The following is a 24,682-nucleotide window of genomic DNA, read 5'->3' as shown; positions in this document are numbered from 1 at the left end:
CTGGCCTCATCCGCTGGCGCGTTTCATTTTGTGGTTTCGAGGCGATCAGCTCATTCGGAGCGCAGCAGCAGAACCACGCCTGCGGGATCGGACGTCCAATGGCCCTTGATGTCCCCCAGCGGCTCGAGCTCATCCCGCTTGGGTCTTTGAAGCGTTTCAAGAGCCTGATCTGGATCGTCCGTTATGAACTCGAGCCAGACATCGACCTGGCTTTGCGTCGCGACGCGGTCAAGCCAGAGGACGATCTCGCCAAACGCGAAAGCGATGCTTTCGGGAAACTCCTTCACGGGCTTAAGTCCGATGCGATCACGATAATAAGCAACGGTTTCGTCCCATTTGAACTGCGGAACCTTGATTGCGATATTCTTTCCGGGTCTGATCATCGGGTGCCTTTCGATAGATGGGTGAAGCCATATCAAAATACCACATTTAAGAAAGAAGGACAGGTGCTGACTGGACAGAGCCGTCTGCACCGTTGGCTCTCGATCACATTGTTGTTGAAGGGGCGGGTTGCTTTCCTCGTTCGTTTGCTTTTAGTAGCCTCCGGTTTTGTCCTTAGGACGAATGGCACTCAGGTTAGGAAAACGGATGCGCTGGTCGAAGCTGAAAAAACTGGTTGAAAGCAATTTTGCAGACCCGGTAGCGTCCCGCGTCGCGATCCATAGCACGCGCTATGGAGGATGCACCTGTGGCCATGCGTGGTTTGCTCTGGATGGCGAGGTCGTGGCCAATTTTTGCACGCGCGCCTATTTCAATCGCTTCGCTTATGGCCTCAAGGAGGAAGATCAGGGCGTTAGCGAGGAGCAGGCCAAACGATATCGGGATCAGCCGGTCGAGTATGGCGAAATCAACCGGCAGGATTTGTATGAATCCTGTTGGGCCTATGTCCACGACATCAGTTTTCAGGACGCGCTGAAGAGCGACGACCCGCTCATTCAGGCATTTGTCATGTTGGACAAGCGTCTGGGCAAGAGGCGTATCGCCACTCTGGACAGGGAAGCGTTCCACCCTCTTGCCATCAAGATGCTTGATATCCGGCTTGCTGCGGATCAGTCTTCTGCCGCACGGACCCGGGAACTCAGCTCATAGCGGACTGTTCGACAACCCGGACCAGAAGGGCCAGATCGTGCTCGCGGCTCAGACTGTGGTCACCATCCTTGACCAGCGTGAGGCGCACGTCATCCTGCGCCAGCCGGGAGACGAGATCCACCGATGCCTGCCAGGGCACCGAATCGTCCTGCACGCCCTGAAGAATGCGCACCGGACAGCCGGTCTGGATCAGCCGGTCGCCGAGCAGATGTTGTTCGCCATCGACAATCAGCTCGCGGGTGATCTCGTAGGGTTCGCCATATTCGCTTGGCTTGCGAAACACGCCGTTGGCCGCCAGTTCTGCACGGGTGGCCTGATCGAAAATGTCCCACATCAGATCTTTGGTCATGTCCACCGCCGGGGCGATCAGCACAACGCCCTTGATGCGGCTCTTCTTGATGCCGACCTGTTCGATATGAGCCTTGACCAACAAGAGCGCCAGCCATCCACCCATGGATGATCCGATCACGATCTGCGGGCCGCTGGTCTGCTGATCGAACATGGCGAGGCTTTCTTCAAGCCATTTCGAAATGGTGCCATCGGTGAAGGCCCCGCCTGAGGCCCCGTGGCCGGAATAGTCATAGCGTGTGCAGCCAAGCCCGGCTCTTTCTGCAAAGGCATCAAGCGCGAGCGCCTTGGAGCCGTCCATGTTCGACTTGTAACCACCCATCCAGAAAAGCCCGATACCATCCGGCTGAGCGGCTGGGTGTTGATGAAAGGCAATTTCGCGGGATTTGCCTGCCTCACCCACAAGGAAGGTTTGCTTTTCGGTGGCGGTCATTGTTATGTCTCCGGCAATCAGGTTTCAACGCGGCAAGGTGCGCGTTCCTTTTCTTTTTAGCGTGGCATCCTTCATGACAAAAGCCCCAACCATCCTGCAAGCTGTTCCCTGGCTCGATTCCGGCGGGGTCGAACGCGGAACGGTGGATATCGCAGCTGCAATCTCTGCTGCAGGGGGAGAGGCGCTCGTTGCTGCCGAACCCGGCCGACTTCAGGGCGAGCTCGAGGCGGCTGGTGGTGAACTCCTGCCCCTCAAGGGGCGCAGCAAAAATCCCTTCGCGATCCTGTGGAGCAATGCTCGCGCCATCGAAAAAATGATTCGGCAGCGAAACGTCTCTCTTGTCCACGCCCGGTCCCGTGCGCCTGCATGGAGTGCTATGATCGCGGCTCGCCGCACAGGCGTTCCCTTCGTGACCACCTATCACGGCGCCTATAGCCAGAAGGGGCGCTTCAAGGCTTTCTACAATTCGGTGATGGCCAAGGGCGATGTGGTGATCGCCAATTCCGACTATACGGCCCGCCTGATCGCCGAACGCAATCCTGATGCCGCCTCGCGGATACTCTCTATCTATCGCGGTGTCGATATGGATCAGTTTGATCTCGCCGCGATTGCGCCCGAACGGGGCGAGCAGCTACGCAAGGCATGGGATCTTGATGATCGCCCTGTTCTTCTGCTCCCCTCGCGTCTGACCCGCTGGAAGGGCCAGAGCTTCATCTTGCCCGTGCTGGGGGCCTTGAAAAAGACCGGCGTTGCTTTTCAACTCGTCCTGATCGGTGATGATCAGGGGCGCAAGGCCTATATCGACGAATTGGACCGGCTCATCAAGGCACACGGTCTGAAGGACTGCGCCCGCCGGGTTGGCCATTGCAGCGATATGCCAGCCGCCTATGCGCTTGCCGATTTGGTGATCGTGCCCAGTCAGGATGCGGAGACATTCGGGCGATCCGCCGCGGAAAGTCTGGCGCTGGGAACCCCGGTATTGGTCGGCGACCTCGGTGCTCAGCCGGAAGTGACGGCCTGCCCCGAAGGCGTCGATACCGACCAGTGGATTGCCCTCTCGCTGCCCCATGCAGACGAGGCCGCATGGACTGAGGCCATTCTTTGGGGCCTCGCTCTTCCTGCTGATGCCATTGCGGACATGGCCCCAATAGCGCGGGCGCATATCGAGGCGCATTTCTCCCTTGCTTCCATGAGCCGCCAGACCCTCGCGGTCTATGATCAGCTGCTGGGATGCGATCTTGCAAACATCTACGACATGACAAAAGGAAAAGCCTGATCCAACGGGGGATCAGGCTTATAGGTAAAGAGCTGTCGTTATGGTTATTTGATCTTATGCCGACTTGCTGGGGCGCAGGTAGATGTACCAGTAGAACCAGCCAACAAGCAGGCCGCCGCCGATGATGTTGCCGATGGTGACCGGTATCAGGTTGTTGATCAGGAAGTTCGACCAGGTCAGCGCATCAAAATCACTGGCAGCGCGACCGGCCTCCGCCCAGAAGCTGTCATCGACACGGGCCTTGGTGATGATCCCCATGGGGATCTGGAACATATTGGCGATACTGTGCTCGAACCCGGCAGCGACAAACATCGCAACCGGCAGGACCACCGCCAGAAGCTTGTCGGTGACCGTGCGCGCCGAGAAGGTCATCCAGACGCCCAGACAAACCATGACATTTGCCATGGTGCCAAGAGCCACCGCCTGAAAGAAGCCGTGATGCAGCTTGTGGTCGGCAATCGACATATACTGGATGCCAAGCGCGTGGCTGGTGCCCGGTCCCTGCTCGAAATGCCGTGCGACCTGCATGATGCCGACCAGCGCCATGGCACCAACGAAATTGCCCGCATAGACCAGCACCCAGTTCTTGGCCAGTTGGCCCCATGTGATCTTGTTGCTGGCTTTCGCCACCACCGTCAGCACCGTACTGGTGAAGAGCTCGCCGCCATTGATCACCACCAGCATCAGCCCCAGACTGAAGGCGAGACCGCCCAGCATCTTGTTTGCTCCCCAGCCCATATTTGCGTTGCCGGTGGTCACGACCGTATAGAAAATAAAGGCGATGCCGATGAAGGCCCCGGCCATGATGGCCAGCATGAACGTGTTGCGCGGATGCTTGGTGGCCTTGGCCACGCCTGCATCTTCGGCCTTTTTCGCCATTTCGGCAGGCAGCAAAGCGTCGAAGGGGACTTGAGTCATAAAGAAGAGTACCTTGGGCAGGTTGCTGTGGGCGCGACCAATGGGCGCGGGTTTGGTGTCTGCTCTTTATCAGACAGCCTTGCCGGATCGTTGATCTTAGTCATCGCCGGACATGCAAATAGCGCATGGCAGCCTTTAAATGGGCCCTCGTTTTGCGCGACATTTCAGCCCGGGCCCTCAGTACAAATAGCCAAATTTGCAAAAAGGCTTGTGTTTCTGACGTTGAATCAGGCTTTGAGACCCTTGCAGGGCTTGAAAGGAGGCCCAAGCTGCGGCATATGTATCTAACGCCAGAAGTGCAACAATCAAGGAGAATACGACCATTCGCCGTCCATTCCGAGCGCAACCAACCCGTGATACGGGGCCGCGCATCAATAACCTAATCCGTGTAGACGAAGTTCAGCTCATTGACGATGAGGGTACCAACCATGGTGCCATACCGACCAGTGAGGCCATGAGCAGGGCAACCGAAGCAGGGCTGGATCTGGTGGAAATTTCACCAAATGCCAAACCGCCGGTCTGCAAGATCATGGATTATGGCCGGTACAAGTATCAGGCTCAGAAAAAGGCAGCTGAAGCGCGCAAGAAACAGAAGGTCGTCGATGTCAAGGAAGTGAAAATGCGTCCGAACATCGATACCCATGACTATGAAGTGAAAATGCGCGGTGCCAATCGCTTTCTTGACGAAGGAGACAAGGTGAAATTCACCCTGCGTTTCCGAGGACGCGAAATGGCTCACCAGAATCTCGGTATGGAGCTGCTTCAGAGGGTCAAGGCCGAATTGGCCGAGCGCACAAAGGTCGAACTGGAGCCACGGCTCGAAGGCCGCCAGATGATCATGATTGTTGCGCCAAAATAATCCGCCGTTGAGACCCCGGGTGATTTGACGTCGCGACTTTGGCGTCCTCTGGGGCTCTTGGCTGGAATTGAAAAAAACCCGGTTCAATCGAGCCGGGTTTTTTGTTGGGCTGAATGGCTGTTTGGAGCCCATTTTGTCAGCTGCATGTTGAACGAACGGCAGCTTTTTGTGGCGCCCTTTGCTCAGATCACCATCGAGGACCCACTTGGCTTTTGGCGCAACACACCTGCAACAATTTCCAGGCCGCGTTGCACTCGCTCTTCGTTGGCCTCATGGCTAACGCAGAGGCGAATGGCTTCGGGCGCATCACTTGCGTTCATAGCGAAGCTCCGAGCCTCACTCACCCGAACACTCAAACGGGCGCATTCAGAACTGAACACATCGGCACGCCAGCCCTGCGGTAGCGGTAACCAGACGTGAAAGCCGTCCGATGGGGATGGGATAGCAGCCATGCCCAAGATGTCTTGAACAAGCCGTTGCCGGTGTCTCGCAACCCGCTGTTGCTGGCTGGCCAATTCCGCTGCTGTGCCGTCCTCGATCAACCGGCTCGCTACCTCTAGGGTCAGAGGTGGCGTCATCCAAACGCTCAGATTGACCGACTGATGCAGCGCGGCAGCCAGCTTCGCGGGGGCCTTCAGAAAACCTACGCGCAATCCGGGTGCGACAGCCTTTGACAAGCTTGTCACATAGATTGTCGTCTCCGGTGCAATCTGCACCAGCGGAACAGGATTGTCAGATTTGAGCGGCCCGAATACATCGTCCTCGATCAGGAGCACGCCGTATTGCGCGGCAATCTCCGCGATCCTCGTCCTTCGCGCCTCGGAGAGTGTGACCGTCGTCGGGGCCTGCAAAGTCGGGGTCAAGTAAAAGGCTTTGGGTTTCGCGTCACGGCACCATGCCTCAAATGCTTCCGGCATCACACCATCGCCATCCATCGCAACAGCACCGGTTTGCAGATTAAGGCGTGCTGCCATGGCAAGGACCGGCGTGTAGGTCAGCGCCTCGGCCAGCAACAGATCGCCCGACTGCAAAAGCGCCATGAGAACGCACAGAATGCCGTGTTGACCACCGACCACTGGGACAATGCAATCAAGGCCTGAGGCAAGACCGCAGTTATCCAGCCATGTTTGACCGGCAACGCGATGATGCGGGAGGTCGGTGTCTGTCTGGTAATCCAACAGGGATCGCAGACCGGCGTCGTTCGCAATCTCAGCCATCACGCGACGGATATGTCGTTCTGAAAACCCCGGCATCGGAAGGTTGCGGGACAGATCAATTGGTCCGCTTGCTGCCCTTTTTAGGCTTTCAGGTTCCGCTTGCGCTGGATCGGATTTGCTCAGACGCACAAAGGTTCCGCGCCCCACCTCGCCCTTCAGTAACGCCCGTTTCACCGCCTCGGCATACGCCCGACTGGTCGTGTTAGGAGAAACATCGAGTTGGTAGGCCAGCTCACGATGAGGCGGAAGGCGTGCCCCTTGTGGCAAGCGACCCGTTGCAATGTCTTCGGCCATCGCCTCGACAATCTGCAGGTATTTGGGGCCTACACGGCTTGACAGATCAGGTTTCCAAATTGCCATCAGATCAATCTTTTCATTGCACTGAAATATATATGGGTGCAATTAATTGGGGCGTCAACTCAATTATGGACTCTTGCAATGGCTCTTTTTTCCCCGTCGGTCGGGAAGGGCATCACCCTTTCTCTCGTCAGTCTCACCTTGCTCGGGATCATGCCGATCATCTCGAACCTGCGCCCTTCGGAAATCGGGGCGCTCAGCTTCGCCTTCGCACTTTCCGTGTGGCAGGTGGTATTTGCCGCGCCAGTATTTGGATGGGAACTGCGCAGCGGTACCAAGGGAATCTTCGGCATTGATCTGTCCCGTCAGGAACGCCGACGGATGATCCTCGTCGCGCTCTTCACTGGCGCGCTCTTTGGTCTCTCGACGTATCTTTACGTTCTGAGTGTTGAAAAAGCCGGGGCGACGAATGCGGCCATCGCGATACAGGCCTATCCGCTCTTCGCCATCCTTTGGGAGTCACTTTTTTTGAAACGGCGCAAAACTCCGGTCGAACTGGCCCTGACTGCTGTTCTGATCGGCGCGCTTTATTACCTTGGCACGGGCGGCACATTTCTGATGTCGGGCCTGTCGCCCTGGTTCCTCCTCTCCCTCGGCGTGCCGCTGCTTTGGAGTATCGCACACGTTATCATTAAGGAGGAACTGAGCAACACAGCGATCACCCCGGCTCAGGTGACATTCTTCCGTGTCGCGATCTCGACGCTTTTCTTGGCACTTGTTCTGATTGTCGCTGCCTCGTCAGGGATTGGCTCCGGTATCAACGCCGTCTTCCAAGTAATGTCGGCGCTCATGGGCCTTGTCTATTTTCTGGAACTGATCGTCTGGTTCTACGCTGTCCGTCATATCGACGTATCACTCGCCAGCTCGATCACGACCCCCTGGCCCGCTCTGACGATGGTGCTGGCGGTACCGTTCCTAGGCGATGCCATCGCACCCTTCCAAGTCGCAGCCCTGATTGTTATAGTGGCCTGCATTTACGGTCTCACACTCGCAAGTCTGAGAAAAAATAGGGGCCAACAGAGCGTACCGGAAGCATAGGCAATGGTTTATATCTTTGCCGGCGCCATGATGACAGCCAGCCGATGCGAACCGCTGGAAGAGGTGGACCATCAAGGCACTCGTAGCTGTGGCTCCGGTACAAATCACTCAATACGGCCAGTGGCCCTGGATCACTGTCCCCTGGGAAAGAACGGTCTCGCTGCAAGAATTGCTATGATGCTTCGTTCGAAACGTGGGTCAGAGTAATCCTATCGATGCGTTTATCTGAAGCAGCCATTCGGCAGGTTGAAGCGAAGGCTCACATTGTCCGCCCACCAGTCATCTAGCGCCCTCAATTGCCTTTAGGCATCAGCGCTAGGCAATGACTCCCGTCCCCGCAACAGATTCTTCGCCTTTTCCCTTGATTCTCGTCCCGCCCATCGGTATAAACCGCCAGTCTCGACTCATCCGGCTCAAGTGTTAGGGCTGCCGTGGTGACGTCAGAATGCTCATTCCAGAGCGGTTATCGCGTTGATCCGTAAGGATTAGATGGCCAATCTAGAGCGACATCAAAAACAAACAGTCCGACAGTGAACACCTGCTGGTTGCTCGCAATCAGATGGGAATCGTCCCACTTGAAGGACATCAGGAGAGCAAAATGCCCAAGTTGAAAACCAAGTCCGGTGCCAAGAAGCGCTTCAAGGTGACCGGAACCGGCAAGATCGTATCTGCCCAGGCTGGTAAGCAGCATGGTATGATCAAGCGTAGCACCAAATTTATCCGCAAAGCTCGTGGCACGACAATTCTGTGCGATCAGGATGCAAAAACCATCAAGCAGTTCCTGCCTTACAAATAAGCGCAGACCTTGAGAACAGCATTCCGATTATAAGGAGATCAAAACATGTCACGTGTAAAACGCGGTGTAACCGCTCACGCCCGCCACAAAAAAGTTCTGAAGGCTGCCAAAGGCTACTATGGCGCTCGCCGGACCACCATCCGCATTGCGAAGCAGGCCGTAGAAAAAGCCGGTCAGTACGCCTATCGCGACCGCAAGACCAAGAAACGCAATTTCCGCTCGTTGTGGATCCAGCGTATCAACGCCGCTGTTCGTGAACACGGCCTGACCTATGGTCGATTTATCGACGGCCTCAACAAGGCCGGCATCGAAATTGACCGCAAGGTTCTTTCTGATATGGCAATCAATCAGCCAGAGGCATTTGCCAGCCTGGTTGAAAAAGCCAAATCGTCTGCTGCCGCCTAAATCCTTCGCTCACACAAGCGCTGTTGCGCTTTGGGATGAGGGATTCGTGTTGAGGCTTTAAATGTTGCAATTCGCGTTAGGGCGAGTTGCGAGATTGTCTCTATCGGCGCACGAACATAAACAATGTTTGAAAACCCGCGTCGAGCAATCGAGGCGGGTTTTTGTTTTGGTCTTTGTAGGGCTCAAAAGAGCTTGTGAGGGCCGCAATCGAGAAACGCGCCGCCAGATAGTTTGATTGATCGGTCCAGATCGGAGGTTTTCCTCACAAAGCCGCTTTATTGTGCCGGTCAATCTGTTAAAACCCCAGTTAACTGAGAATAGTCAACTGGGAACAGTCAACGGAAATCCGTCCGGGCGGCGTCCCGGTCTCAATGTCCATATGGAATGGTTATGTCGGAACTCAATGCACTCGAGCAGGAAATCACGGTAGGCATTAACGCTGCTGCCGATGAGGCTGCACTGGAAGACGTCCGCGTCTCCGCCCTTGGCAAAAAGGGCAAGATTTCGGAATTGATGAAAACACTGGGCAAGATGAGCCCCGAAGAGCGCAAGGAAATGGGCCCTGCGCTCAATGGCCTGAAGGCGCGCGTCGGGGATGCGATAGCCGAGCGCAAGGAGGTGTTGAAGGAACAAGCCCTCAATGCCCGCCTCGTCTCGGAGACCGTGGATGTCACCCTGCCCACCCGCGTTGGTGCCACCTTTGACGGATGCGTGCACCCGGTCGCGCAAGTCACGGACGAATTGACCGCGATTTTTGCCGACATGGGCTTTGCCGTGGCCGAAGGGCCGGACATCGAGACCGATTTCTACAATTTCACCGCGCTCAACTTCCCGCCTGATCATCCTGCGCGTCTGGAGCATGACACCTTCTTCCTGCCGGAAAAGGAAGATGGCTCCCAGATGGTGCTGCGCACGCACACCTCGCCTGTGCAGATACGTACCATGATCGATCAGGAACCGCCGATCCGCGTCATCTGCCCGGGCCGCACCTATCGCTGCGACAGTGACCAGACCCACACCCCGATGTTCCATCAGGTCGAAGGCCTCGTCATCGAGGAAGGCGCCCACTTGGGGCACCTCAAATGGGTGCTGGCGGAATTCTTCAAGGCGTTCTTCGAACTTGATGATGTGAAAATGCGCTTCCGCGCGTCGCATTTCCCCTTCACGGAACCATCCATGGAAGTGGATATCGGCTGCGAGCGCAAGGGCAATGAAATCCGCATTGGCGAAGGCGACGACTGGCTGGAAGTTCTCGGCTGCGGCATGGTGCATCCCAATGTGCTGCGCAACTGCAACCTCGACCCGGACAAATACACCGGCTTTGCCTGGGGCATGGGCATCGACCGCATCGCCATGCTGAAATATGGCATGCCGGACTTGCGCGCCTTCTTCAACGGCGACAAGCGCTGGCTCGACCATTACGGCTTCCGTCCCCTTGACATTCCCGGACTTGTAGGAGGGCTCTCCTCATGAAATTCACCCTCTCCTGGCTGAAGGATTATCTCGACACCGACGCGTCACTCGAAGAAATCCTCGACAAGCTCACCATCATCGGCCTCGAAGTCGAGGAAGTCATCGACAATGCCGCGGCCTTGAAGGACTTCACCGTCGCCTATGTCGAGGAAGCCGAACAGCATCCCGACGCCGACCGCCTGCGTGTCTGCAAGGTCAACACCGGCAAGGAAGTGCTGCAGATCGTCTGTGGTGCCCCCAATGCCCGCCCGGGCATCAAGGTGGTGCTGGCGCAGAACGGTTCTGTCATTCCGACCAACGGCATGGTTTTGAAGCCGACCAAGATCCGCGGCGTCGAATCCAACGGCATGATGTGCTCCGAGCGCGAAATGGGCCTTTCCGATGAGCACGACGGCATCATGGAGCTGCCCGAAGATGCCCCCATCGGCGAGCCTTTCGCCCCATTGCTTGGTCTTGATGATCCGGTCATCGACATTGCCATCACGCCCAATCGTGGCGATGCGCTCGGTGTCTATGGCGTCGCCCGCGATCTGGCCGGCGCAGGCATCGGTACGCTGAAGGAAAAGACCCCCAAGGACGTGACCGGTTCTTTCGACAGCCCGATCAATGTGACGCTGAAAGAAGAAGGCGACAATCCGATCTGTCCGATCTTCACCGGCGTCTATGTCAAGGGTGTCAAGAACGGCCCCAGCCCCGATTGGCTGCAGGCCCGCCTGCGTGCCATTGGCCTGCGTCCGATCAACGCGCTCGTCGATATCACCAACTACATCACATACGACCGGGGTCGCCCGCTTCATGTCTATGATGCCGACAAGCTGACAGGCGACATCCATGTGCGCCTCGCCAAGCCCGGTGAGACCATGAAGGCGCTCGATGGCAAGGACTATGAAATCGCCGACGGCGAAGATATCTGCGCCATTGCTGATGACAAGGGCCTTGTTGGCTTCGGCGGGATCATGGGCGGCGAGGAAACCGGCTCTAGCAACGAGACCACCAACGTCCTCATCGAATGCGCCTGGTTCGATCCGATTCTGACGGCCCGGGCCGGTCGCGCACTGGGCATCCAGTCCGACGCCCGCTATCGCTTCGAACGCACCTGTGATCCGGCTTTCGTCATTCCCGGTCAGCACGCCGCGGTCGAAATGGTTCTGGAGCTGTGCGGTGGCGAACCCTCCAAAATGGTTGTGGCTGGCAAAGCTCCCGTTGAGGACAAGATCATCACCTTCCCGCTGTCCGAAGTGAAGCGCCTCGTTGGTCTTGAGGTCCCTGACATCGAGATCAAGACAGTGCTCCAGCGTCTCGGCTTTTGGCTCTCCGGCAAGGGCGAAGAGGTCAAGGTGGCTGTGCCGACTTTCCGCCCGGACATTCATGGCAAGGCGGATATCGTCGAGGAAGTGGCGCGCATCGTCGGCGTCGACCGGGTGCCCAACACGCCGCTGCCACGTCTGCATTCGGTCACCAAACCGCCGCTCACCGAGCGCCAGAAGCGCATTCGCAATGCCCGCCGTCAGCTTGCTGCGCGGGGCATGGTCGAGGCGGTCACTTGGTCCTTCACCGAGAAATCCCTCGCCGAGTTGTTCGGCGGTGGCAAGCCAGAGCTGGCGTTGACCAACCCGATCTCGTCAGATCTGTCGGACATGCGTCCGAGCCTTCTGCCGGGCCTCCTGCAGGCTGCCCAGCGCAACGTCGATCGCGGTTTCAATGATCTGGCGCTGTTCGAGGTGGGCCAGATCTTCCTTGGCGATCAGCCAGACGAGCAGTTCACCCATGCAACCGGGATCCGTCGCGGTGCTGTGCAGGTCATCGGCTCTGGTCGTCACTGGCGCGATCCGGCTGATGTCGCGGATGTCTATGATATACGCGCCGATGCGCTGGCCGTGCTCGAAGCCATGGGTCTTGACAGCTCCAAGCTTCAGATCGTGGCCGGTGGGCCGGACTGGTATCACCCCGGTCGCTCGGGCAAGATCCAGCTGGGTCCGAAAAATGTCATCGGCTCGTTCGGTGAACTGCATCCCAAAGTGCTGGACGAGCTCAAGGTAGACGGACTGGTCTGCGCCTTCGAAATCACAATCGAGGCGGTGCCGGCACCCAAGAAAAAGGCCACCAAGCGGCCCGCTCTGGTGCTCTCCGATCTTCAGCCGGTGCGCCGCGATTTCGCCTTTGTCGTCAGCACGGATGTGACGGCCGCGACCATCCTCAAAGCCGCCAACAGCGCGGACAAGAAGATGATTGCGGGCGTCAATCTGTTCGACCTCTATGATGGTGATCGTATGGAAGAGGGCAAGAAGTCCGTGGCCTTTGAAGTGACGCTGCAGCCCAAGGACAAGACCCTGACGGACGAGGACATCGAAGCGCTCTCCAACAGGATCATCGAATCCGTAACCAAGGCAACCGGCGGTGAGCTGCGCGGCTGATCGAAACAACTCGAAACCCCGCGGTTCATGAAGATCGCGGGGTTCCTTTTTCTGACTTTGGCGGGGTGAAGCATGCATGACATTGTTGATTCCTATGCAATGGGCGACACGCCCGAATTGGCCGACCAACTTCTTGCTCTGATAATAGAGGGCAAGAAAACAGCGTCCTGCGAGTCCCTTCAATCGATGGAAAAGGACAATATTCCACTGCCCAATGTGGGGGACAAATATATCCTTCTCGATGGATGCCAGCGGCCCGCTGCGGTCATTGAAACCGTCGATGTGACCATTTGCCGTTTTGATGCGGTCGATGAATCCTTTGCCCGCGCAGAAGGGGAGGGCGATCTCTCCTATGACCATTGGCGGCAAGGGCATAGGGACTATTTCGACCGCAACGGCGGGTTTTCTGAAGATATGACACTGGTGTGCGAGCGCTTTCGCTTGCTTGAAGTGCTCGACCGATAGCTGAAGGCCCGTTTTTTGCTGGCATATGCCAAGCGGGGAATATTTGGTGATATCGGCATCTCCTCTTTGCCAAATGGGCAAGAATCGATGACCCTGCTCACGTCATGATCTGATGAGAAGAGGCTGGCATGGAAAGTCCGTTTGTTGTTCGAAACAGCGAAACCTCCGAGGCGATGAACGAAGAGCAGAGACGCAGCCTGCTTGTCCAGATCATCCGTCAGGATGATCAGCTTATGGAGCTTCTGGCTGGCTTGAGGGCGTTGGCGCTGCCAGACTGGCGGCTTGTCTCCGGCGCGCTCTATCAGACTGTCTGGAACCGCCTGACCAATCGGCCACAGGGCCACGGCATCAAGGATTATGACGTCGCCTATTTTGATGCATCGGACCGCTCTTATGAGGCAGAAGATGCCGTGATCCGCCGTGTGGAAGAGAGCCTAGCTCAATGGCAAGGCCGCATTGAGGTGCGCAATCAGGCGCGCGTGCATCTGTGGTATCCCGAGCGCTTTGGCGGCCCCTATCCCGAACTTCAGAACACGGATGAGAGTCTGGAGAATTACATGTGCACCACCCACGCCGTGGCGGTGCGCCTTGAAGAGGATGGCGAAATTTCGGTTGCAGCGCCCTACGGTCTGGCCGACATTTTCTCCCTGACCATCCGTCCCTGCCGCAAGCTCCCGACCAATCGCACCCACTATAGAGAAAAGGCCGAGCGCATGCTGCGCCTCTGGCCTGAACTCAAGGTGCTGGATTGGGATAGCGAGGAACCCTTGCGGATCACCTCTAGGCGCGTTTGACGCTTTCCCACCGTTCCGGCTCGCAGCCGCTCACCGCACAGCTACAGCAGGTCTTGCCGCAGGTCGGCACAGCATCCGGCGCAATGGGGCGGATGCGCCCCTTGGCGGCCAGCATGTCGAGAATACCCTTGAGGGCATCGGGGGCGACCCCGAAATGCAGGGCAATGTCGATGGCGGTGACTTCTCCGCGTTCAGCCACGTAGCGATTGACGTCAGACAGGATCATAGCGGCATCTCCACAACGGATTTGGAGGTATTGGAGGTTCGGTGCCCCAGATAGTGCATGAAGCCGATGACCACGGTGAGGAACGCAAGGATCGAGAAGACCCAGACCGTCGACTGGGTCGGGTGGCTGGCGAAGGTTCCGATCTGGTAGGCCAGCACCGAGGCGCAATATCCCAGCATGGTTGTCCAGCCCATGGCAAACGTCCCCCAACGGCGCCCCACTTCCCTGAAGAGAGCAGCCGACGCGGCGACACAAGGGGTATAGAGCAGGACCAACAACAGGTAGGCAAAAGCGCCGGTCTTGCCATCGAAGCGTGACACCATGGCGCTGAAGGTCTTGCTGTCGACCTCCTGCTCCGCAGCTGCGGTGTCAAAGCTGGAGACATCCCCGATATTAAGGCCGAGCGGGTCTGCCAGATTGCTCATCGCGTCAAGCAGGTTGACCGGGATCGAGGCGAAGGCGGACCCGATGCCATCGAGCAAGTTGAAGGCTTCTTCCTCCCCGTCTCCCTCGGCCACGTCGATCTGGCTGTAAAGCGAGTTGAGGGTGCCCACAACTGCTTCCTTGGCGAAGATCCCGGTGAAGAGGCCAACCGTTGCGGGCCAGTTATCTTCGTGGATGCCGAGCGGTTCGACCACCGGCGTCAGGCTTTTGCCAATCTCGGCCAGAATGGAATGATCGCTGTCTTCATGCCCGAAGCTACCGTCAGTGCCGATGGCATTGAGCAGGCTGAGGCAGAAGACAACCGCCACGATGACCTGTCCGGCATCGATAATGAAGGTTTTTACACGATCAAAGGTCCGCATCAGCACAGAGCGCAGGCTCGGCAACTGATAGGGTGGCAGTTCCATGATGAAGGGCAGGGCCTTGCCGCCGAAGATCGTTTTCTTGAGCACAAGGCCGGTGAAGATCGCAAACAGGATCCCCACGATATAGAGAAGGAAGACCAGATTCTGGCCGCCAGACGCAAAGAAGGCCGCAGCGAACAGGGCATAGACAGGCAGGCGCGCACCACAGGACATGAAGGGGGCCATCATCGCCGTCACGATCCGGTCGCGTTCGTTATCAAGGGTTCGGGCCGCCATCACGGCAGGCACCGTGCAGCCAAAGCCCAGAAGCATCGGAACGAAACTCTTGCCCGGCAGACCTATGGAGCACATGGCCCGGTCCACGACAAAGGCGGCTCGCGCCATGTAGCCGCTGTCTTCAAGACAGGTGAGGAACAGGAAGAGAAAGGCGACAACCGGGATGAAGGTCGCGACCGTCTGGATGCCCACCCCGATGCCGTTGGGAAGCATCGCAATGATCCATTCGGGAAAACCGATCAGCGCCATCAGATGTGCCGGACCATCGACCAGCAGCGTGCCGGCGAGAATATCGAAAAAATCGATGAAGGCACTGGCAAAATTGATCGTCAAAAGGAACATCAGATACATGATGACCAGAAAGAACGGAATGCCAAAAATCCGACTGAGAATGACACTGTCGATCCGTTCGGTCCATGTCTTGGTCAGGCGCCCGATGTGGTGCGTAACGGACTGCGCAAGACCGTTGGCAAAGCCATAGCGTCCATCGGCTATGAGTAGATCCGCGTCATCACCGCTTTCATTGATCAGATGTTCGAGTAGGGCATCAAGTTTTGCCCTTGCTGGTTCGTCAAGAAAAGACAGCGCCTTGCTGTCGCCGCCCAGTGCCTTGATGGCCAGCCAGTGAGCATCCACCTCTGACCGCTTTGCCGAGGCGCTCACATCATTGATGAGTGACGGGAGGGCCTCTTCGATGGCTTCGGGATAGGGGATGGAAACCTGACTGACGTCGCTGCGGCCCACCGCCGCGCTGATCACATCCTTGAGCGTTTTCAGTCCTGACGGATCTCTCGGACACAGGGCAACCACCGGCATGCCCAACCGTTCAGACAGCGCCCGGGTGTCGATCTCCATGCCATTTCGTCGGGCACTGTCGGTCTTGGTCAGCGCAATCACCATGGGCACGCGCATGTCGAGCAGTTGCGTGGTGAGGTATAGATTGCGCTCGAGGTTGCTTGCATCGACCACATTGACGACCAGATCAGCTTCGCCCGTCAGGATATAATCCCGGGCGATAGCCTCATCCAGACCGCTGTTGTAGCCGGTGTCGAGGGAATAGGTGCCAGGCAGATCAACAACCACATAGGAAGCGCCCTCATGGCTGAAGCCGCCCTCCTTCCGGTCGATCGTCACACCGGGCCAGTTGCCGACGCGGTGTCGTTCACCGGTCAGGGCATTGAAAAGAGTGGTTTTGCCGCAATTGGGATTGCCTGCGAAGGCGAGACGGAATGGGGTCATGATATCAACCAGAAATCGGACAAGGGAAACCCGCAGCGCACAACAGCACCGGTCGGATTGCCAGAAGGAAAAGGTGTTGTAAAAGGCTTTGGCTCTAGGAAGCGCAGGCTTCGATCTGAACACCCATCGCATCGGAGCGACGCAACGACAACGCGCTGCCTCGCACCCTGATCTCGACAGGATCACCCAGGGGAGCCACGCGCAGGATGGTGATTTCCGCACCACGCGTCAGCCCCATGGCCAGCAATTGTTGCTTGTAGGATTGGTTGCCGACCTCGAGCCGTACGATACGACCGTGATCTCCTACATTCATTTCACTCAAAGTGGCAGTCATAGAGGTACTCCGCAGTGATTGTCGCCGCGAACTCCCCTCAAAGACGGCTGGCCCCGCCAACAGAGGAATACGTGCATGAGAATGACTTGCAATATCACTTACAAGATCTGATGTTGATCATCTTTGAACCAGATCAACATCACGTTAAAAACTTGACCTGAACATACAAGAATAGAAATTCCAGTTTTGAACAATTAGTAAAAAACCGTATAGGGCACTTTTATCCGTGCACCAACTCTTCAAGTGCGACACCGCAATATTGTTTCGTCTGGTCGAGAACGACATGGCTGGCAATCTGCATTTTCCCGCCAACCTGCACGAGCAGGTCTTCCGTCACGGCGTGATACCGCTGGATGTCGGTGCAGACGAAGCGCACCAGATAGTCAAAGGAGCCGCTCATCTTGAGGCATTCGACCACATCGGGCAGCTCCGAGATAGCCTTCTCGAACGTCGAGAAGATGGAGTGATCATGATCTCTGATCGTGATGGTCGCCATAACGGTCACGTGGCGGCACAACTGCTCCAGATTGATCAGGCCGAGATACCCGCTGATCAAACCGATATCTTCCAGCCTCTTCACACGCTGCAGGCAGGGGCTGGGCGACAGCCCGACTTTTTCCGAGAGGGCCTTGTTGGTAATCCGGGCATTTTTCTGCAGTTCATCCAGAATTCGCAAGTCGATGCGATCAAGCTTGGAGCTTTTGCGCGGCACGGCTGAGGCCTCCCTTTGCGGTATTTCGCAAAATATTATTTGGCAATTCAGTGTTATTTGTCAGAAGATCAAAAGTTTTGCAAGTTAATTCAGAATGGTAAAGGGGCGCACAAAATTTCAGAGCCGACAGTTCAAAAGACTGGTACGAGGGGCCTCTGCCTGCCGGAAGTGTACAATAGCTCAATGGTTTGCGAAAAGTTGAGCTGCAAAATGTCGCTCCCTCTTGAACCGAAATGGGCCTCGTGCAAGCATGCGCTCAACGGGAGGAAATCCGAACGTCCACAACCATTTCATTTTAGTCAGAGGTAAATATAAATGCGTAAATCAGGATCGATTGATCGCCGTTCGGTGCTTACTGGATTGGCCGCGGGGGGAGCTGCAGGGCTTGCAAGTCCAACCATCGTCAGGGCACAGGAAAACATCACTTGGAAAATGGCCATGTCCTGGCCCAAGCAGGTGCCCGGAGTGGGGGTCAATGGCGTCCGTTTCGCCGAAAAGGTCACCAAGATGACCGATGGCCGGTTGACCATTAAAGTTTATGGTGCAGGCGAACTCGTCCCGCCGCTTGAAGTGTTTGATGCCGTCTCGAGCGGCGCGGCCGAATGTGGCCATGCGACGTCCTATTACTGGCAGGGCAAGGATCCCGCCTTTCACTTCTTCACTGGTGTACCCTTCGGCCTCACCCAGGTTGAGCATGCGGCGTGGCTATATTTCGGTGGCGCACAGGAGCTTTGGGACAAGGCCTACGCACCGTTCGGTGTGACGCCCTTCTATGCCGGTGCATCTGGCACCCAGGCAGCTGGCTGGTTCGCCAAGGAAATCAAAACCCTCGAAGACCTCAAGGGTCTGAAGATGCGCATTGCCGGTCTGGGCGGTGAAGTTCTGCGCCGTCTGGGTGCGTCTGTCGTGATGCTGCCGCCGACCGATATTTTCTCTGCGCTGCAGTCCGGCACGATTGATGCCGCTGAATGGGTCGGCCCATGGAACGATATGGCCTTTGGCCTTTATAAAGTCGTTGGCAACTATTACATGCCTGCATTCCATGAATTGGGTGCCGGACTTGAGGTGATCGTCAACACTGAAAAACTCAAAGCGTTGCCGGAAGACATTCAGCTCATTGTCAAGGAAGCCGCACGGGCTACCTCGATGGAAACCATGGCCGACTTTGCCTACAACAATGCTGCCTCCTTCGGTCCACTGAAAGCAAAAGAGGGCGTGACCGTCCGTGCCTTGCCGGATGATATTGTTATGGCTCTGGCCAAGGAATCCGATGTTGTCGTCAAGGAAATCGCTGACAGCTCACCGCTGGCTGGCGAAATCTACAAGAGCTTCGTCGACTTCCGCGCGCTTTGCAACGACTACCATATGAAAGCCGAGTGGGAAGCCCTGCGTACCCGCAAGATGGCGCTCGAGCAGGTCTGACGCGAGCCTGCTAACGCGAATTGGTCTTCGAATCGAAGATAAATTGCATAAACCCGGCCTTTGTGGTCGGGTTTTTCATTTTCGCGCTGGATATTTGCCGCAAGCCATGACATAGGCATCAAAAAGCCTCTTCTCTCAGGAAGAGAGCAAGGGTATAAGCGCTTTCATGACCAAACAGACTTTCAACAACATCCGCAACTTTTCCATCATCGCCCATATCGATCATGGAAAGTCCACGCTCGCCGACCGGCTGATTCAGCTCACCGGGGGCTTGAGCGAGCGCGAAATGCGTGAACAGGTGCTCGATAGCATGGATATCGAGCAGGAACGCGGCATCACCATCAAGGCCCAGACCGTCTCGCTCAAATATGTGGCTGACGACGGCAAGACCTACATTCTCAATCTGATGGATACGCCGGGCCATGTTGACTTTGCCTATGAGGTGAGCCGGTCGCTGGCTGCCTGCGAAGGCTCCATTCTGGTCGTCGATGCCTCACAAGGGGTCGAGGCACAGACCTTGGCCAACGTCTATCAGGCCATCGACAAGGACCACGAGATCGTGCCGATCCTCAACAAGATCGACCTGCCAGCCGCAGAACCGGATCGGGTGCGCGAACAGATCGAGGATGTGATCGGTATCGACGCTTCTCAAGCCATCGAGGCCAGCGCCAAGTCCGGCATCGGGGTCAAGGAAACCCTCGAAGCCATCGTTACCCGCCTTCCTGCCCCGGAAGGGGACAGGGAAGCGCCGCTCAAGGCCCTGCTGGTCGACAGCTACTATGACACCTATCTTGGCGTCGTGGTCATCGTCCGCATCATGGATGGCGAACTCAGAAAAGGCGATCGCATCCGCATGATGGGCACCGATGCCTCCTATGATGTGGACCGCATCGGCATTTTCAGGCCCAAGATGACCGATATTCCGGTGCTCGGCCCGGGTGAAATCGGTTTCCTCATCGCCTCGATCAAGGAAGTGGCTGACACCCGCGTCGGGGATACCATCACCCATGTGAAGCGCCCTTGCGAAAACATGCTGCCTGGCTTCCGCCCGGCCCAGCCTGTGGTCTTCTGCGGCCTGTTTCCGGTCGATGCCAATGATTTTGAGGATCTGCGCGCCGCCATGGGCAAGCTACGCCTCAATGACGCCAGCTTCTCCTTCGAGATGGAAACGTCGGCAGCGCTCGGCTTCGGCTTCCGCTGTGGTTTCCTTGGTCTGTTGCATCTGGAAATCATTCAGGAGCGTCTCAGCCGCGAGTTTGACCTCGATCTCATCGCCACCGCACCGAGCGTGGTTTATGAGATGGAGCTGACCGACGGCAGCCATATCAACCTGCACAATCCCGCCGATATGCCCGATGTGGTCAAGGTGCGCGAAATCCGCGAGCCTTGGATTAAGGCCAACATCATGACCCCGGACGAGTATCTCGGCGCTATCCTCAAGCTTTGTCAGGAGCGGCGCGGCGTTCAGACCGATCTTTCCTATGTCGGCTCGCGCGCCATGGTCCAGTATGACCTGCCGCTCAACGAGGTGGTGTTCGACTTCTATGACCGCCTCAAATCGATCTCCAAAGGCTACGCCAGCTTTGATTACCAGTTGGCCGATTATCGCGCCGGTGATCTGGTCAAGATGTCCATCCTCGTCAATGACGAGCCGGTGGATGCCCTCTCGATCCTCGTTCATCGCTCGCAGGCCGAAATGCGTGGCCGATCCATGTGCGAAAAGCTCAAGGATCTCATTCCGCGCCATATGTTCAAGATCCCCATTCAGGCTGCCATCGGCGGGCGGGTGATCGCACGCGAGACCATCTCGGCCATGCGCAAGGATGTGACGGCGAAATGCTATGGCGGTGACGCCACGCGAAAGCGCAAGCTTTTGGAAAAGCAGAAGGCGGGTAAGAAAAAGATGCGTCAGTTCGGCAAGGTGGAGATCCCGCAGGAAGCCTTCATTGCTGCCCTCAAGATGGACAACTGACTTCGGCATCGCTGAGGAAGCCGGGGTCGATGGTGCGGCCTCAGATGTCCGGATTGATGCGCTGAAGAAAGAGCTCTGCGTCCAGCAGGGCTCGATTCTTTTCCCGCTCCAGCCGCCAGCGCTCCCGCTCCAACCGATCTTTCTCGCCATGCAGGCGGGATAGTTCTGCACGGCGCTCATCCGAGCTCTTGATCATGCGTGAAGACGTGATCTGTTCGTCGATCTCTTGAACCTGCGAGTCCAGCTCGACGATCTGGGTTTCGGTTTCGTGCAGCACCTCGCCCCGAAGATAGCCCTTCAGAAAAACCGGTTCTGATTCTGCCGGGCAGATCTTGTGGTAGCTGTAGCCGTTGCGCCCAACCTGAAATCCGTTCGCCGGTGTGCAGTAGCTGCCCAGCCCTGTTTTGTAGCCGGCGAGATACTTTTCAGCGTCAGGCGTGATGTCGTAGCGTTTGCAGGCTTTCTGGTGATCGGCCAACCGGCTTTTCGGGTGGCCCTGATTGGCATCGACCGAGCCAATGCTGGTCCAGTCGCCCGTCGCGCACTCCTCTTGGGACAGGCTGGCGCAGCCCGCCAGCAGAGGAGCGAGGATCAGAAGGGCGGGAAATAGACGCATTTTTGTCCCAAACTGTGCGAGACTTGAAAAAGGTGATTCGCAACGGCATGTGCCATAGCGCCAATGGTTACCCATTCGGACCCCGACTAGCAAGCACGCTCGGTTCAAGCGTGCGCGGTTTCCGGGCCCGAGCTTTCCCAAGGCGCTGCAGGGACACAGGCATCGGGACAAATGGAGACATTGCATGTCGGCCTTGACGCCAATCAAATCAAAGACGACCGGAACATCGCGCCACGGCAAAGGCCGCATCGTGGGCTCTGGCACCCGCATGGCAACGATGATTGCCGTCAGCGCCCTCAGCACGCTTCTGGCCGTGGGGGCTTCCTCGCCAGCAAAGGCCCAGGCACCAGCCAAGCAGTTGTTTGGCAAGAAGGTTGCCCCGGCCAATCTGCAAACCCGCTCCATCGGCTCCTATGCAAAGGGCTGTCTTGCCGGAGGCCGGGCGCTCGAGATCGACGGTCCGGCATGGCAGGCCATGCGCCTGTCGCGCAATCGCAACTGGGGCCACCCGGTGTTGCTGTCCTTTCTTGAAAAACTGGCTGTCGACGCCAAGGCTTACGACGGCTGGAACGGCCTTCTGATCGGGGATATTGCCCAACCACGCGGCGGGCCGATGATCACGGGCCATGCGTCCCACCAGATTGGCCTTGATGCAGATATCTGGCTACGCCCGATGCCCAAGCAGCGCTTTAGCAAGGCCGAGCGGGAGTCGGTTTCTGCCATCTCCATGCTGAAAAAGGGCACCCGTGCAGTTGATCCGAACAAATTCACCATGGCGCACTTCCGCCTGATCAAGCGCGCGGCTTCCACGCCGGGCGTGGCGCGGATCTTTGTTCATCCGGGCATCAAAAAGGCCCTTTGTGACCGGGCCGGGTCAGATCGGGATTGGCTGCGCCAGATCCGCCCCTGGTATGGCCACCACTATCATTTCCATGTGCGCATGAAATGCCCCCCGGGCAATCCCGGCTGCACCAATCAGGCCCCGCCACCACCGGGTGATGGCTGCGGCAAGGCGCTGGCATGGTGGTTGTCTGATGCGCCATGGACGCCCAAGAAGCCGAGCAAAAAAGACCCCAACAAGAAGCCCAAGAAAAAGCGGCAAGTGACTCTTGCTGACTTGCCGCAGGCCTGCACGGCTGTGCTCAATGCCGAGCCCATGCAAGTGGCGGGCGCGCGCTATGTACCTGAGCCCGTTCGGGCGATAACCGCATTGCCCAGATCACGCCCGCTTCAGAGATAGGCTGGGCCCAGTGATCAATCAGGTGTCCATCAGGCAGGCAGCGGGCAGGTAACGCCCGTGCCGCCGATGCCGCAATAGCCGTTGGGGTTCTTGGCCAGATACTGCTGATGATAGTCTTCGGCATAATAGAAGGGGCCAGCAGGAGCGATCTCACTGGTGATTGCGCCGAACCGTTCGGCCTTCAACTGGTCTTCATAGCGTGCGCGTGACGCACGGGCGATCTCGGCCTGTGCATCCGAATAGGTATAGATGGCAGAACGATATTGCGTGCCCACGTCGTTGCCCTGACGCATGCCCTGGGTCGGGTCATGCGCTTCCCAGAAGGTGGCCAGCAGCGCTTCATAACTCAGCACGTTCGGGTCAAAGACCACAAGAACAGCCTCCGTATGGCCGGTGCCGCCAGAGCAAACCTCTTCATAGGTGGGATTGGGCGTGTGACCGCCCGCATAACCAACCGCCGTGACATGAACGCCGTCCATCTGCCAGAACAGCCGTTCTGCACCCCAGAAGCAGCCAAGCCCGAGCAATGCCTTTTCATGCCCGTCCGGGAAGGGACCCTTGAGGGCCGTACCAAGGACGAAGTGCGTTTCAGCGGTCGGAAGGGGTGCCGGGCGGCCCGGAAGTGCGTTCTCCGCGCTGGGCATCTCGAGTTTCTTCTGCATGAATCCGAACATGAGCATCCTTTGCCAAATAGGCAGCATGTGTTGAACCTGTCCTCAAGATAGGGTCGGTCAACGCGGAATGCCAGTCACACCCGGATCACTTTCACACCCGGATCACTTTTGGGCGACGTTTGCGGCCAAGCCAGATGAAAAACAGACCCACGAGTGCGGCCACAAGCCACGCCGGCATCATCAGGACCCACTGCATCAACGGATCCCAGAGGAACGGATGCACATTGCGCTGAATGACCGCTTGCGTGAGATTGAGGCTGGCTGTGTCGATTTCGAACCAGGTCGCGCCGAGGGATTTCATCACCACTTCGTTGGCGGCGATCGAGCGCACACCGTCAAGGACCAACGCCAGCAGCGCCAGCGCGCAGGTCCACAACCCCACGAAGGTAAAGATAAATCGGATAAATCGCATAAGATCCCACACCTTTGATGACACGCCGGACCAGAACGCCCATGCACTTTTCATAAGCTGTTTGGGCTCCGGAAACAACAGTCTTGGCGGATTTCCAGAAGGCTGCACCGCAGGCCAAGCATGACAAATCGCACGCAAAAGCGCTGTACCAAACCGCTTGATGCTATGCCATCTGGTGCGATCGAGTGATCAAGGCTGATCAAAGGGACGTGTCATCGGCCGCCTTGCATTAGTGGCTGCGACAGACAGCACGAGATGGGGCAACAAATCGGACTTGAGACGAATCCTGTCTCGAGGAAAGAAAAGCACGAGAAAACAAATCCTAACGGCAATTTTCGATCCGTTGAGCGCGGGCTAAAACAGGGTAAGTCGGAAAACGATGACAATCTGTCAACAGCCGCGGTTTAGTGGCTTGCGTTCGTTCATTTTTTGGCTATAGTGCGCCCACACTTTGGTACGGAGAGGTGGCCGAGTGGTCGAAGGCGCACGCCTGGAACGCGTGTAGGCGGGTAACCGTCTCCAGGGTTCGAATCCCTGTCTCTCCGCCATTTTTCAAGCGAAAAATTGGAATTTATATAGTAAATTCAATCGCTTGGTGCTAGTGCTCCCGCAAGATCCCCCAAATTTGCTACACATTTTGCTACACAAACCTATGCAAAGGTCTATGGTCCTTTCCACGGTTTTCTTCAATTCTTTCATGTTGAGTGGAGCTGACGGTACGCTTCAATCGGCAATGGATGTATTCAAACCAAGTAGCTCGGCGCTGGTCGATTTACGCGAATTGCAACGAGCGGTTTTGTGCCAGCTTCACGCAGGTCTGTTCCGGGCGGAAACCGGTCCTTCGCCTCAAGTGCTGGATCACCAATAT

24 protein-coding genes and 1 tRNA gene are annotated in these 24,682 nt (G+C 57.1%); 14 read left to right on the top strand and 11 right to left on the bottom strand.

What is annotated here, in order from left to right; all coding sequences use genetic code 11:
- Nucleotides 1-50: 50 nt before the first annotated feature.
- Nucleotides 51-383, bottom strand: a complete 333-nt coding sequence (locus tag CPH65_RS02555; RefSeq protein ID WP_096171995.1) for a hypothetical protein — start codon at nt 381-383, stop codon at nt 51-53.
- Nucleotides 384-588: 205 nt separating this feature from the next.
- On the opposite strand from CPH65_RS02555, the gene CPH65_RS02550 reads away from it, so the two are divergent.
- Nucleotides 589-1,089, top strand: coding sequence for a hypothetical protein (locus tag CPH65_RS02550; RefSeq protein ID WP_096171994.1), 501 nt, complete (start codon nt 589-591; stop codon nt 1,087-1,089).
- On the opposite strand, the gene CPH65_RS02545 is transcribed toward CPH65_RS02550, so the two are convergent.
- Nucleotides 1,079-1,870 carry a carboxylesterase gene (locus CPH65_RS02545; RefSeq protein ID WP_096171993.1) on the bottom strand — a complete coding sequence of 264 codons (792 nt, stop codon included), beginning with the start codon at nt 1,868-1,870 and terminating at the stop codon, nt 1,079-1,081. The two genes, CPH65_RS02550 and CPH65_RS02545, sit on opposite strands and share 11 nt — an antisense overlap.
- A gap of 73 nt (nt 1,871-1,943) precedes the next feature.
- On the opposite strand from CPH65_RS02545, the gene CPH65_RS02540 reads away from it, so the two are divergent.
- Nucleotides 1,944-3,146: a glycosyltransferase family 4 protein gene (locus CPH65_RS02540; RefSeq protein ID WP_096176180.1), complete on the top strand. Its 1,203-nt coding sequence runs from the start codon at nt 1,944-1,946 to the stop codon at nt 3,144-3,146.
- 54 nt (nt 3,147-3,200) lie between these two features.
- Here the strand turns inward: CPH65_RS02540 and focA are convergent, their stop codons facing one another.
- Nucleotides 3,201-4,064, bottom strand: a complete 864-nt coding sequence (gene focA / locus CPH65_RS02535) for a formate transporter FocA (RefSeq protein ID WP_096171992.1) — start codon at nt 4,062-4,064, stop codon at nt 3,201-3,203.
- Nucleotides 4,065-4,386: 322 nt separating this feature from the next.
- Here focA and infC point away from each other — a divergent pair, with 322 nt between their 5' ends.
- Nucleotides 4,387-4,923, top strand: a complete 537-nt coding sequence (gene infC, locus CPH65_RS02530; protein ID WP_096171991.1) for a translation initiation factor IF-3 — start codon at nt 4,387-4,389, stop codon at nt 4,921-4,923.
- A gap of 182 nt (nt 4,924-5,105) precedes the next feature.
- Here the strand turns inward: infC and CPH65_RS02525 are convergent, their stop codons facing one another.
- Nucleotides 5,106-6,500 (bottom strand): PLP-dependent aminotransferase family protein, encoded by a 1,395-nt coding sequence (locus CPH65_RS02525; protein ID WP_096171990.1) that lies wholly within the window; start codon nt 6,498-6,500, stop codon nt 5,106-5,108.
- A gap of 78 nt (nt 6,501-6,578) precedes the next feature.
- Between CPH65_RS02525 and CPH65_RS02520 the strand changes: the two genes are divergently transcribed.
- The 7 genes from CPH65_RS02520 (at nt 6,579) to CPH65_RS02490 (ending at nt 13,882) form a co-directional block, all read left to right on the top strand.
- Nucleotides 6,579-7,535 (top strand): DMT family transporter, encoded by a 957-nt coding sequence (locus tag CPH65_RS02520; RefSeq protein ID WP_096171989.1) that lies wholly within the window; start codon nt 6,579-6,581, stop codon nt 7,533-7,535.
- Between the two features lie 598 nt (nt 7,536-8,133).
- Nucleotides 8,134-8,331, top strand: a complete 198-nt coding sequence (gene rpmI / locus CPH65_RS02515; RefSeq protein WP_096171988.1) for a 50S ribosomal protein L35 — start codon at nt 8,134-8,136, stop codon at nt 8,329-8,331.
- 45 nt (nt 8,332-8,376) lie between these two features.
- Nucleotides 8,377-8,736 carry a 50S ribosomal protein L20 gene (rplT, locus tag CPH65_RS02510; protein ID WP_096171987.1) on the top strand — a complete coding sequence of 120 codons (360 nt, stop codon included), beginning with the start codon at nt 8,377-8,379 and terminating at the stop codon, nt 8,734-8,736.
- A 390-nt stretch (nt 8,737-9,126) separates the two neighbouring features.
- Nucleotides 9,127-10,209, top strand: coding sequence for a phenylalanine--tRNA ligase subunit alpha (pheS, locus tag CPH65_RS02505; protein ID WP_096171986.1), 1,083 nt, complete (start codon nt 9,127-9,129; stop codon nt 10,207-10,209).
- Nucleotides 10,206-12,623 carry a phenylalanine--tRNA ligase subunit beta gene (gene pheT, locus CPH65_RS02500; RefSeq protein ID WP_096171985.1) on the top strand — a complete coding sequence of 806 codons (2,418 nt, stop codon included), beginning with the start codon at nt 10,206-10,208 and terminating at the stop codon, nt 12,621-12,623. The genes pheS and pheT overlap by 4 nt, the downstream gene beginning before the upstream one ends.
- A gap of 72 nt (nt 12,624-12,695) precedes the next feature.
- Nucleotides 12,696-13,088: an ASCH domain-containing protein gene (locus CPH65_RS02495; protein WP_096171984.1), complete on the top strand. Its 393-nt coding sequence runs from the start codon at nt 12,696-12,698 to the stop codon at nt 13,086-13,088.
- 128 nt (nt 13,089-13,216) lie between these two features.
- Nucleotides 13,217-13,882 carry a nucleotidyltransferase family protein gene (locus CPH65_RS02490; RefSeq protein ID WP_096171983.1) on the top strand — a complete coding sequence of 222 codons (666 nt, stop codon included), beginning with the start codon at nt 13,217-13,219 and terminating at the stop codon, nt 13,880-13,882.
- Here the strand turns inward: CPH65_RS02490 and CPH65_RS02485 are convergent.
- From CPH65_RS02485 to CPH65_RS02470, 4 genes are all read right to left on the bottom strand, one after another.
- A complete protein-coding gene (locus CPH65_RS02485; protein WP_096171982.1) occupies nt 13,869-14,108 on the bottom strand; it encodes a FeoC-like transcriptional regulator in 240 nt (79 codons plus the stop codon). The two genes, CPH65_RS02490 and CPH65_RS02485, sit on opposite strands and share 14 nt — an antisense overlap.
- Complete coding sequence (gene feoB, locus CPH65_RS02480; protein WP_096176179.1) at nt 14,105-16,432, bottom strand: Fe(2+) transporter permease subunit FeoB; 2,328 nt, start codon at nt 16,430-16,432, stop codon at nt 14,105-14,107. Before feoB ends, CPH65_RS02485 begins: the two co-directional genes overlap by 4 nt.
- Nucleotides 16,433-16,526: 94 nt before the next feature.
- Nucleotides 16,527-16,766, bottom strand: coding sequence for a FeoA family protein (locus CPH65_RS02475; RefSeq protein ID WP_096171981.1), 240 nt, complete (start codon nt 16,764-16,766; stop codon nt 16,527-16,529).
- A gap of 220 nt (nt 16,767-16,986) precedes the next feature.
- Nucleotides 16,987-17,478, bottom strand: coding sequence for an Lrp/AsnC family transcriptional regulator (locus tag CPH65_RS02470; RefSeq protein ID WP_096171980.1), 492 nt, complete (start codon nt 17,476-17,478; stop codon nt 16,987-16,989).
- 315 nt (nt 17,479-17,793) lie between these two features.
- Between CPH65_RS02470 and CPH65_RS02465 the strand changes: the two genes are divergently transcribed.
- On the top strand, nt 17,794-18,900 hold the full coding sequence (locus CPH65_RS02465; RefSeq protein WP_096171979.1) for a TRAP transporter substrate-binding protein: 1,107 nt from the start codon (nt 17,794-17,796) through the stop codon (nt 18,898-18,900).
- Between the two features lie 166 nt (nt 18,901-19,066).
- Nucleotides 19,067-20,872 carry a translation elongation factor 4 gene (lepA, locus tag CPH65_RS02460; protein ID WP_096171978.1) on the top strand — a complete coding sequence of 602 codons (1,806 nt, stop codon included), beginning with the start codon at nt 19,067-19,069 and terminating at the stop codon, nt 20,870-20,872.
- Between the two features lie 40 nt (nt 20,873-20,912).
- Here lepA and CPH65_RS02455 read toward each other — a convergent pair whose 3' ends face one another.
- Nucleotides 20,913-21,488 carry a DUF2799 domain-containing protein gene (locus CPH65_RS02455; RefSeq protein WP_157747470.1) on the bottom strand — a complete coding sequence of 192 codons (576 nt, stop codon included), beginning with the start codon at nt 21,486-21,488 and terminating at the stop codon, nt 20,913-20,915.
- A 277-nt stretch (nt 21,489-21,765) separates the two neighbouring features.
- On the opposite strand from CPH65_RS02455, the gene mepA reads away from it, so the two are divergent.
- On the top strand, nt 21,766-22,728 hold the full coding sequence (gene mepA / locus CPH65_RS02450; protein WP_371359446.1) for a penicillin-insensitive murein endopeptidase: 963 nt from the start codon (nt 21,766-21,768) through the stop codon (nt 22,726-22,728).
- A gap of 29 nt (nt 22,729-22,757) precedes the next feature.
- Here mepA and msrA read toward each other — a convergent pair whose 3' ends face one another.
- Nucleotides 22,758-23,402 (bottom strand): peptide-methionine (S)-S-oxide reductase MsrA, encoded by a 645-nt coding sequence (gene msrA / locus CPH65_RS02445; protein ID WP_096176177.1) that lies wholly within the window; start codon nt 23,400-23,402, stop codon nt 22,758-22,760.
- Between the two features lie 91 nt (nt 23,403-23,493).
- The gene (locus tag CPH65_RS02440; RefSeq protein WP_157747469.1) at nt 23,494-23,814 is read right to left on the bottom strand and encodes a hypothetical protein; all 321 of its coding nucleotides are present in this window, start codon (nt 23,812-23,814) and stop codon (nt 23,494-23,496) included.
- Between the two features lie 458 nt (nt 23,815-24,272).
- Between CPH65_RS02440 and CPH65_RS02435 the strand changes: the two genes are divergently transcribed.
- Nucleotides 24,273-24,362 (top strand) — tRNA-Ser (locus CPH65_RS02435).
- Nucleotides 24,363-24,682 lie beyond the last annotated feature (320 nt).

This window comes from Cohaesibacter sp. ES.047 (assembly GCF_900215505.1).
In the GTDB taxonomy this organism is placed as follows: domain Bacteria; phylum Pseudomonadota; class Alphaproteobacteria; order Rhizobiales; family Cohaesibacteraceae; genus Cohaesibacter.
The sequence above is the reverse complement of the archived record's forward strand: the minus strand, read 5'-3'. Positions and strand labels throughout refer to the sequence as shown.

Coding starts and splice junctions, on each gene's coding strand:
- CPH65_RS02555 (WP_096171995.1), bottom strand. CDS start 383: ATGATCAGACCCGGAAAGAATATCGCAATCAAGGTTCCGCAGTTCAAA.
- CPH65_RS02550 (WP_096171994.1), top strand. CDS start 589: ATGCGCTGGTCGAAGCTGAAAAAACTGGTTGAAAGCAATTTTGCAGAC.
- CPH65_RS02545 (WP_096171993.1), bottom strand. CDS start 1,870: ATGACCGCCACCGAAAAGCAAACCTTCCTTGTGGGTGAGGCAGGCAAA.
- CPH65_RS02540 (WP_096176180.1), top strand. CDS start 1,944: ATGACAAAAGCCCCAACCATCCTGCAAGCTGTTCCCTGGCTCGATTCC.
- focA (WP_096171992.1), bottom strand. CDS start 4,064: ATGACTCAAGTCCCCTTCGACGCTTTGCTGCCTGCCGAAATGGCGAAA.
- CPH65_RS02525 (WP_096171990.1), bottom strand. CDS start 6,500: ATGGCAATTTGGAAACCTGATCTGTCAAGCCGTGTAGGCCCCAAATAC.
- CPH65_RS02520 (WP_096171989.1), top strand. CDS start 6,579: ATGGCTCTTTTTTCCCCGTCGGTCGGGAAGGGCATCACCCTTTCTCTC.
- rpmI (WP_096171988.1), top strand. CDS start 8,134: ATGCCCAAGTTGAAAACCAAGTCCGGTGCCAAGAAGCGCTTCAAGGTG.
- rplT (WP_096171987.1), top strand. CDS start 8,377: ATGTCACGTGTAAAACGCGGTGTAACCGCTCACGCCCGCCACAAAAAA.
- pheS (WP_096171986.1), top strand. CDS start 9,127: ATGTCGGAACTCAATGCACTCGAGCAGGAAATCACGGTAGGCATTAAC.
- pheT (WP_096171985.1), top strand. CDS start 10,206: ATGAAATTCACCCTCTCCTGGCTGAAGGATTATCTCGACACCGACGCG.
- CPH65_RS02495 (WP_096171984.1), top strand. CDS start 12,696: ATGCATGACATTGTTGATTCCTATGCAATGGGCGACACGCCCGAATTG.
- CPH65_RS02490 (WP_096171983.1), top strand. CDS start 13,217: ATGGAAAGTCCGTTTGTTGTTCGAAACAGCGAAACCTCCGAGGCGATG.
- CPH65_RS02485 (WP_096171982.1), bottom strand. CDS start 14,108: ATGATCCTGTCTGACGTCAATCGCTACGTGGCTGAACGCGGAGAAGTC.
- feoB (WP_096176179.1), bottom strand. CDS start 16,432: ATGACCCCATTCCGTCTCGCCTTCGCAGGCAATCCCAATTGCGGCAAA.
- CPH65_RS02475 (WP_096171981.1), bottom strand. CDS start 16,766: ATGACTGCCACTTTGAGTGAAATGAATGTAGGAGATCACGGTCGTATC.
- CPH65_RS02465 (WP_096171979.1), top strand. CDS start 17,794: ATGCGTAAATCAGGATCGATTGATCGCCGTTCGGTGCTTACTGGATTG.
- lepA (WP_096171978.1), top strand. CDS start 19,067: ATGACCAAACAGACTTTCAACAACATCCGCAACTTTTCCATCATCGCC.
- CPH65_RS02455 (WP_157747470.1), bottom strand. CDS start 21,488: ATGCGTCTATTTCCCGCCCTTCTGATCCTCGCTCCTCTGCTGGCGGGC.
- mepA (WP_371359446.1), top strand. CDS start 21,766: ATGATTGCCGTCAGCGCCCTCAGCACGCTTCTGGCCGTGGGGGCTTCC.
- msrA (WP_096176177.1), bottom strand. CDS start 23,402: ATGTTCGGATTCATGCAGAAGAAACTCGAGATGCCCAGCGCGGAGAAC.
- CPH65_RS02440 (WP_157747469.1), bottom strand. CDS start 23,814: ATGCGATTTATCCGATTTATCTTTACCTTCGTGGGGTTGTGGACCTGC.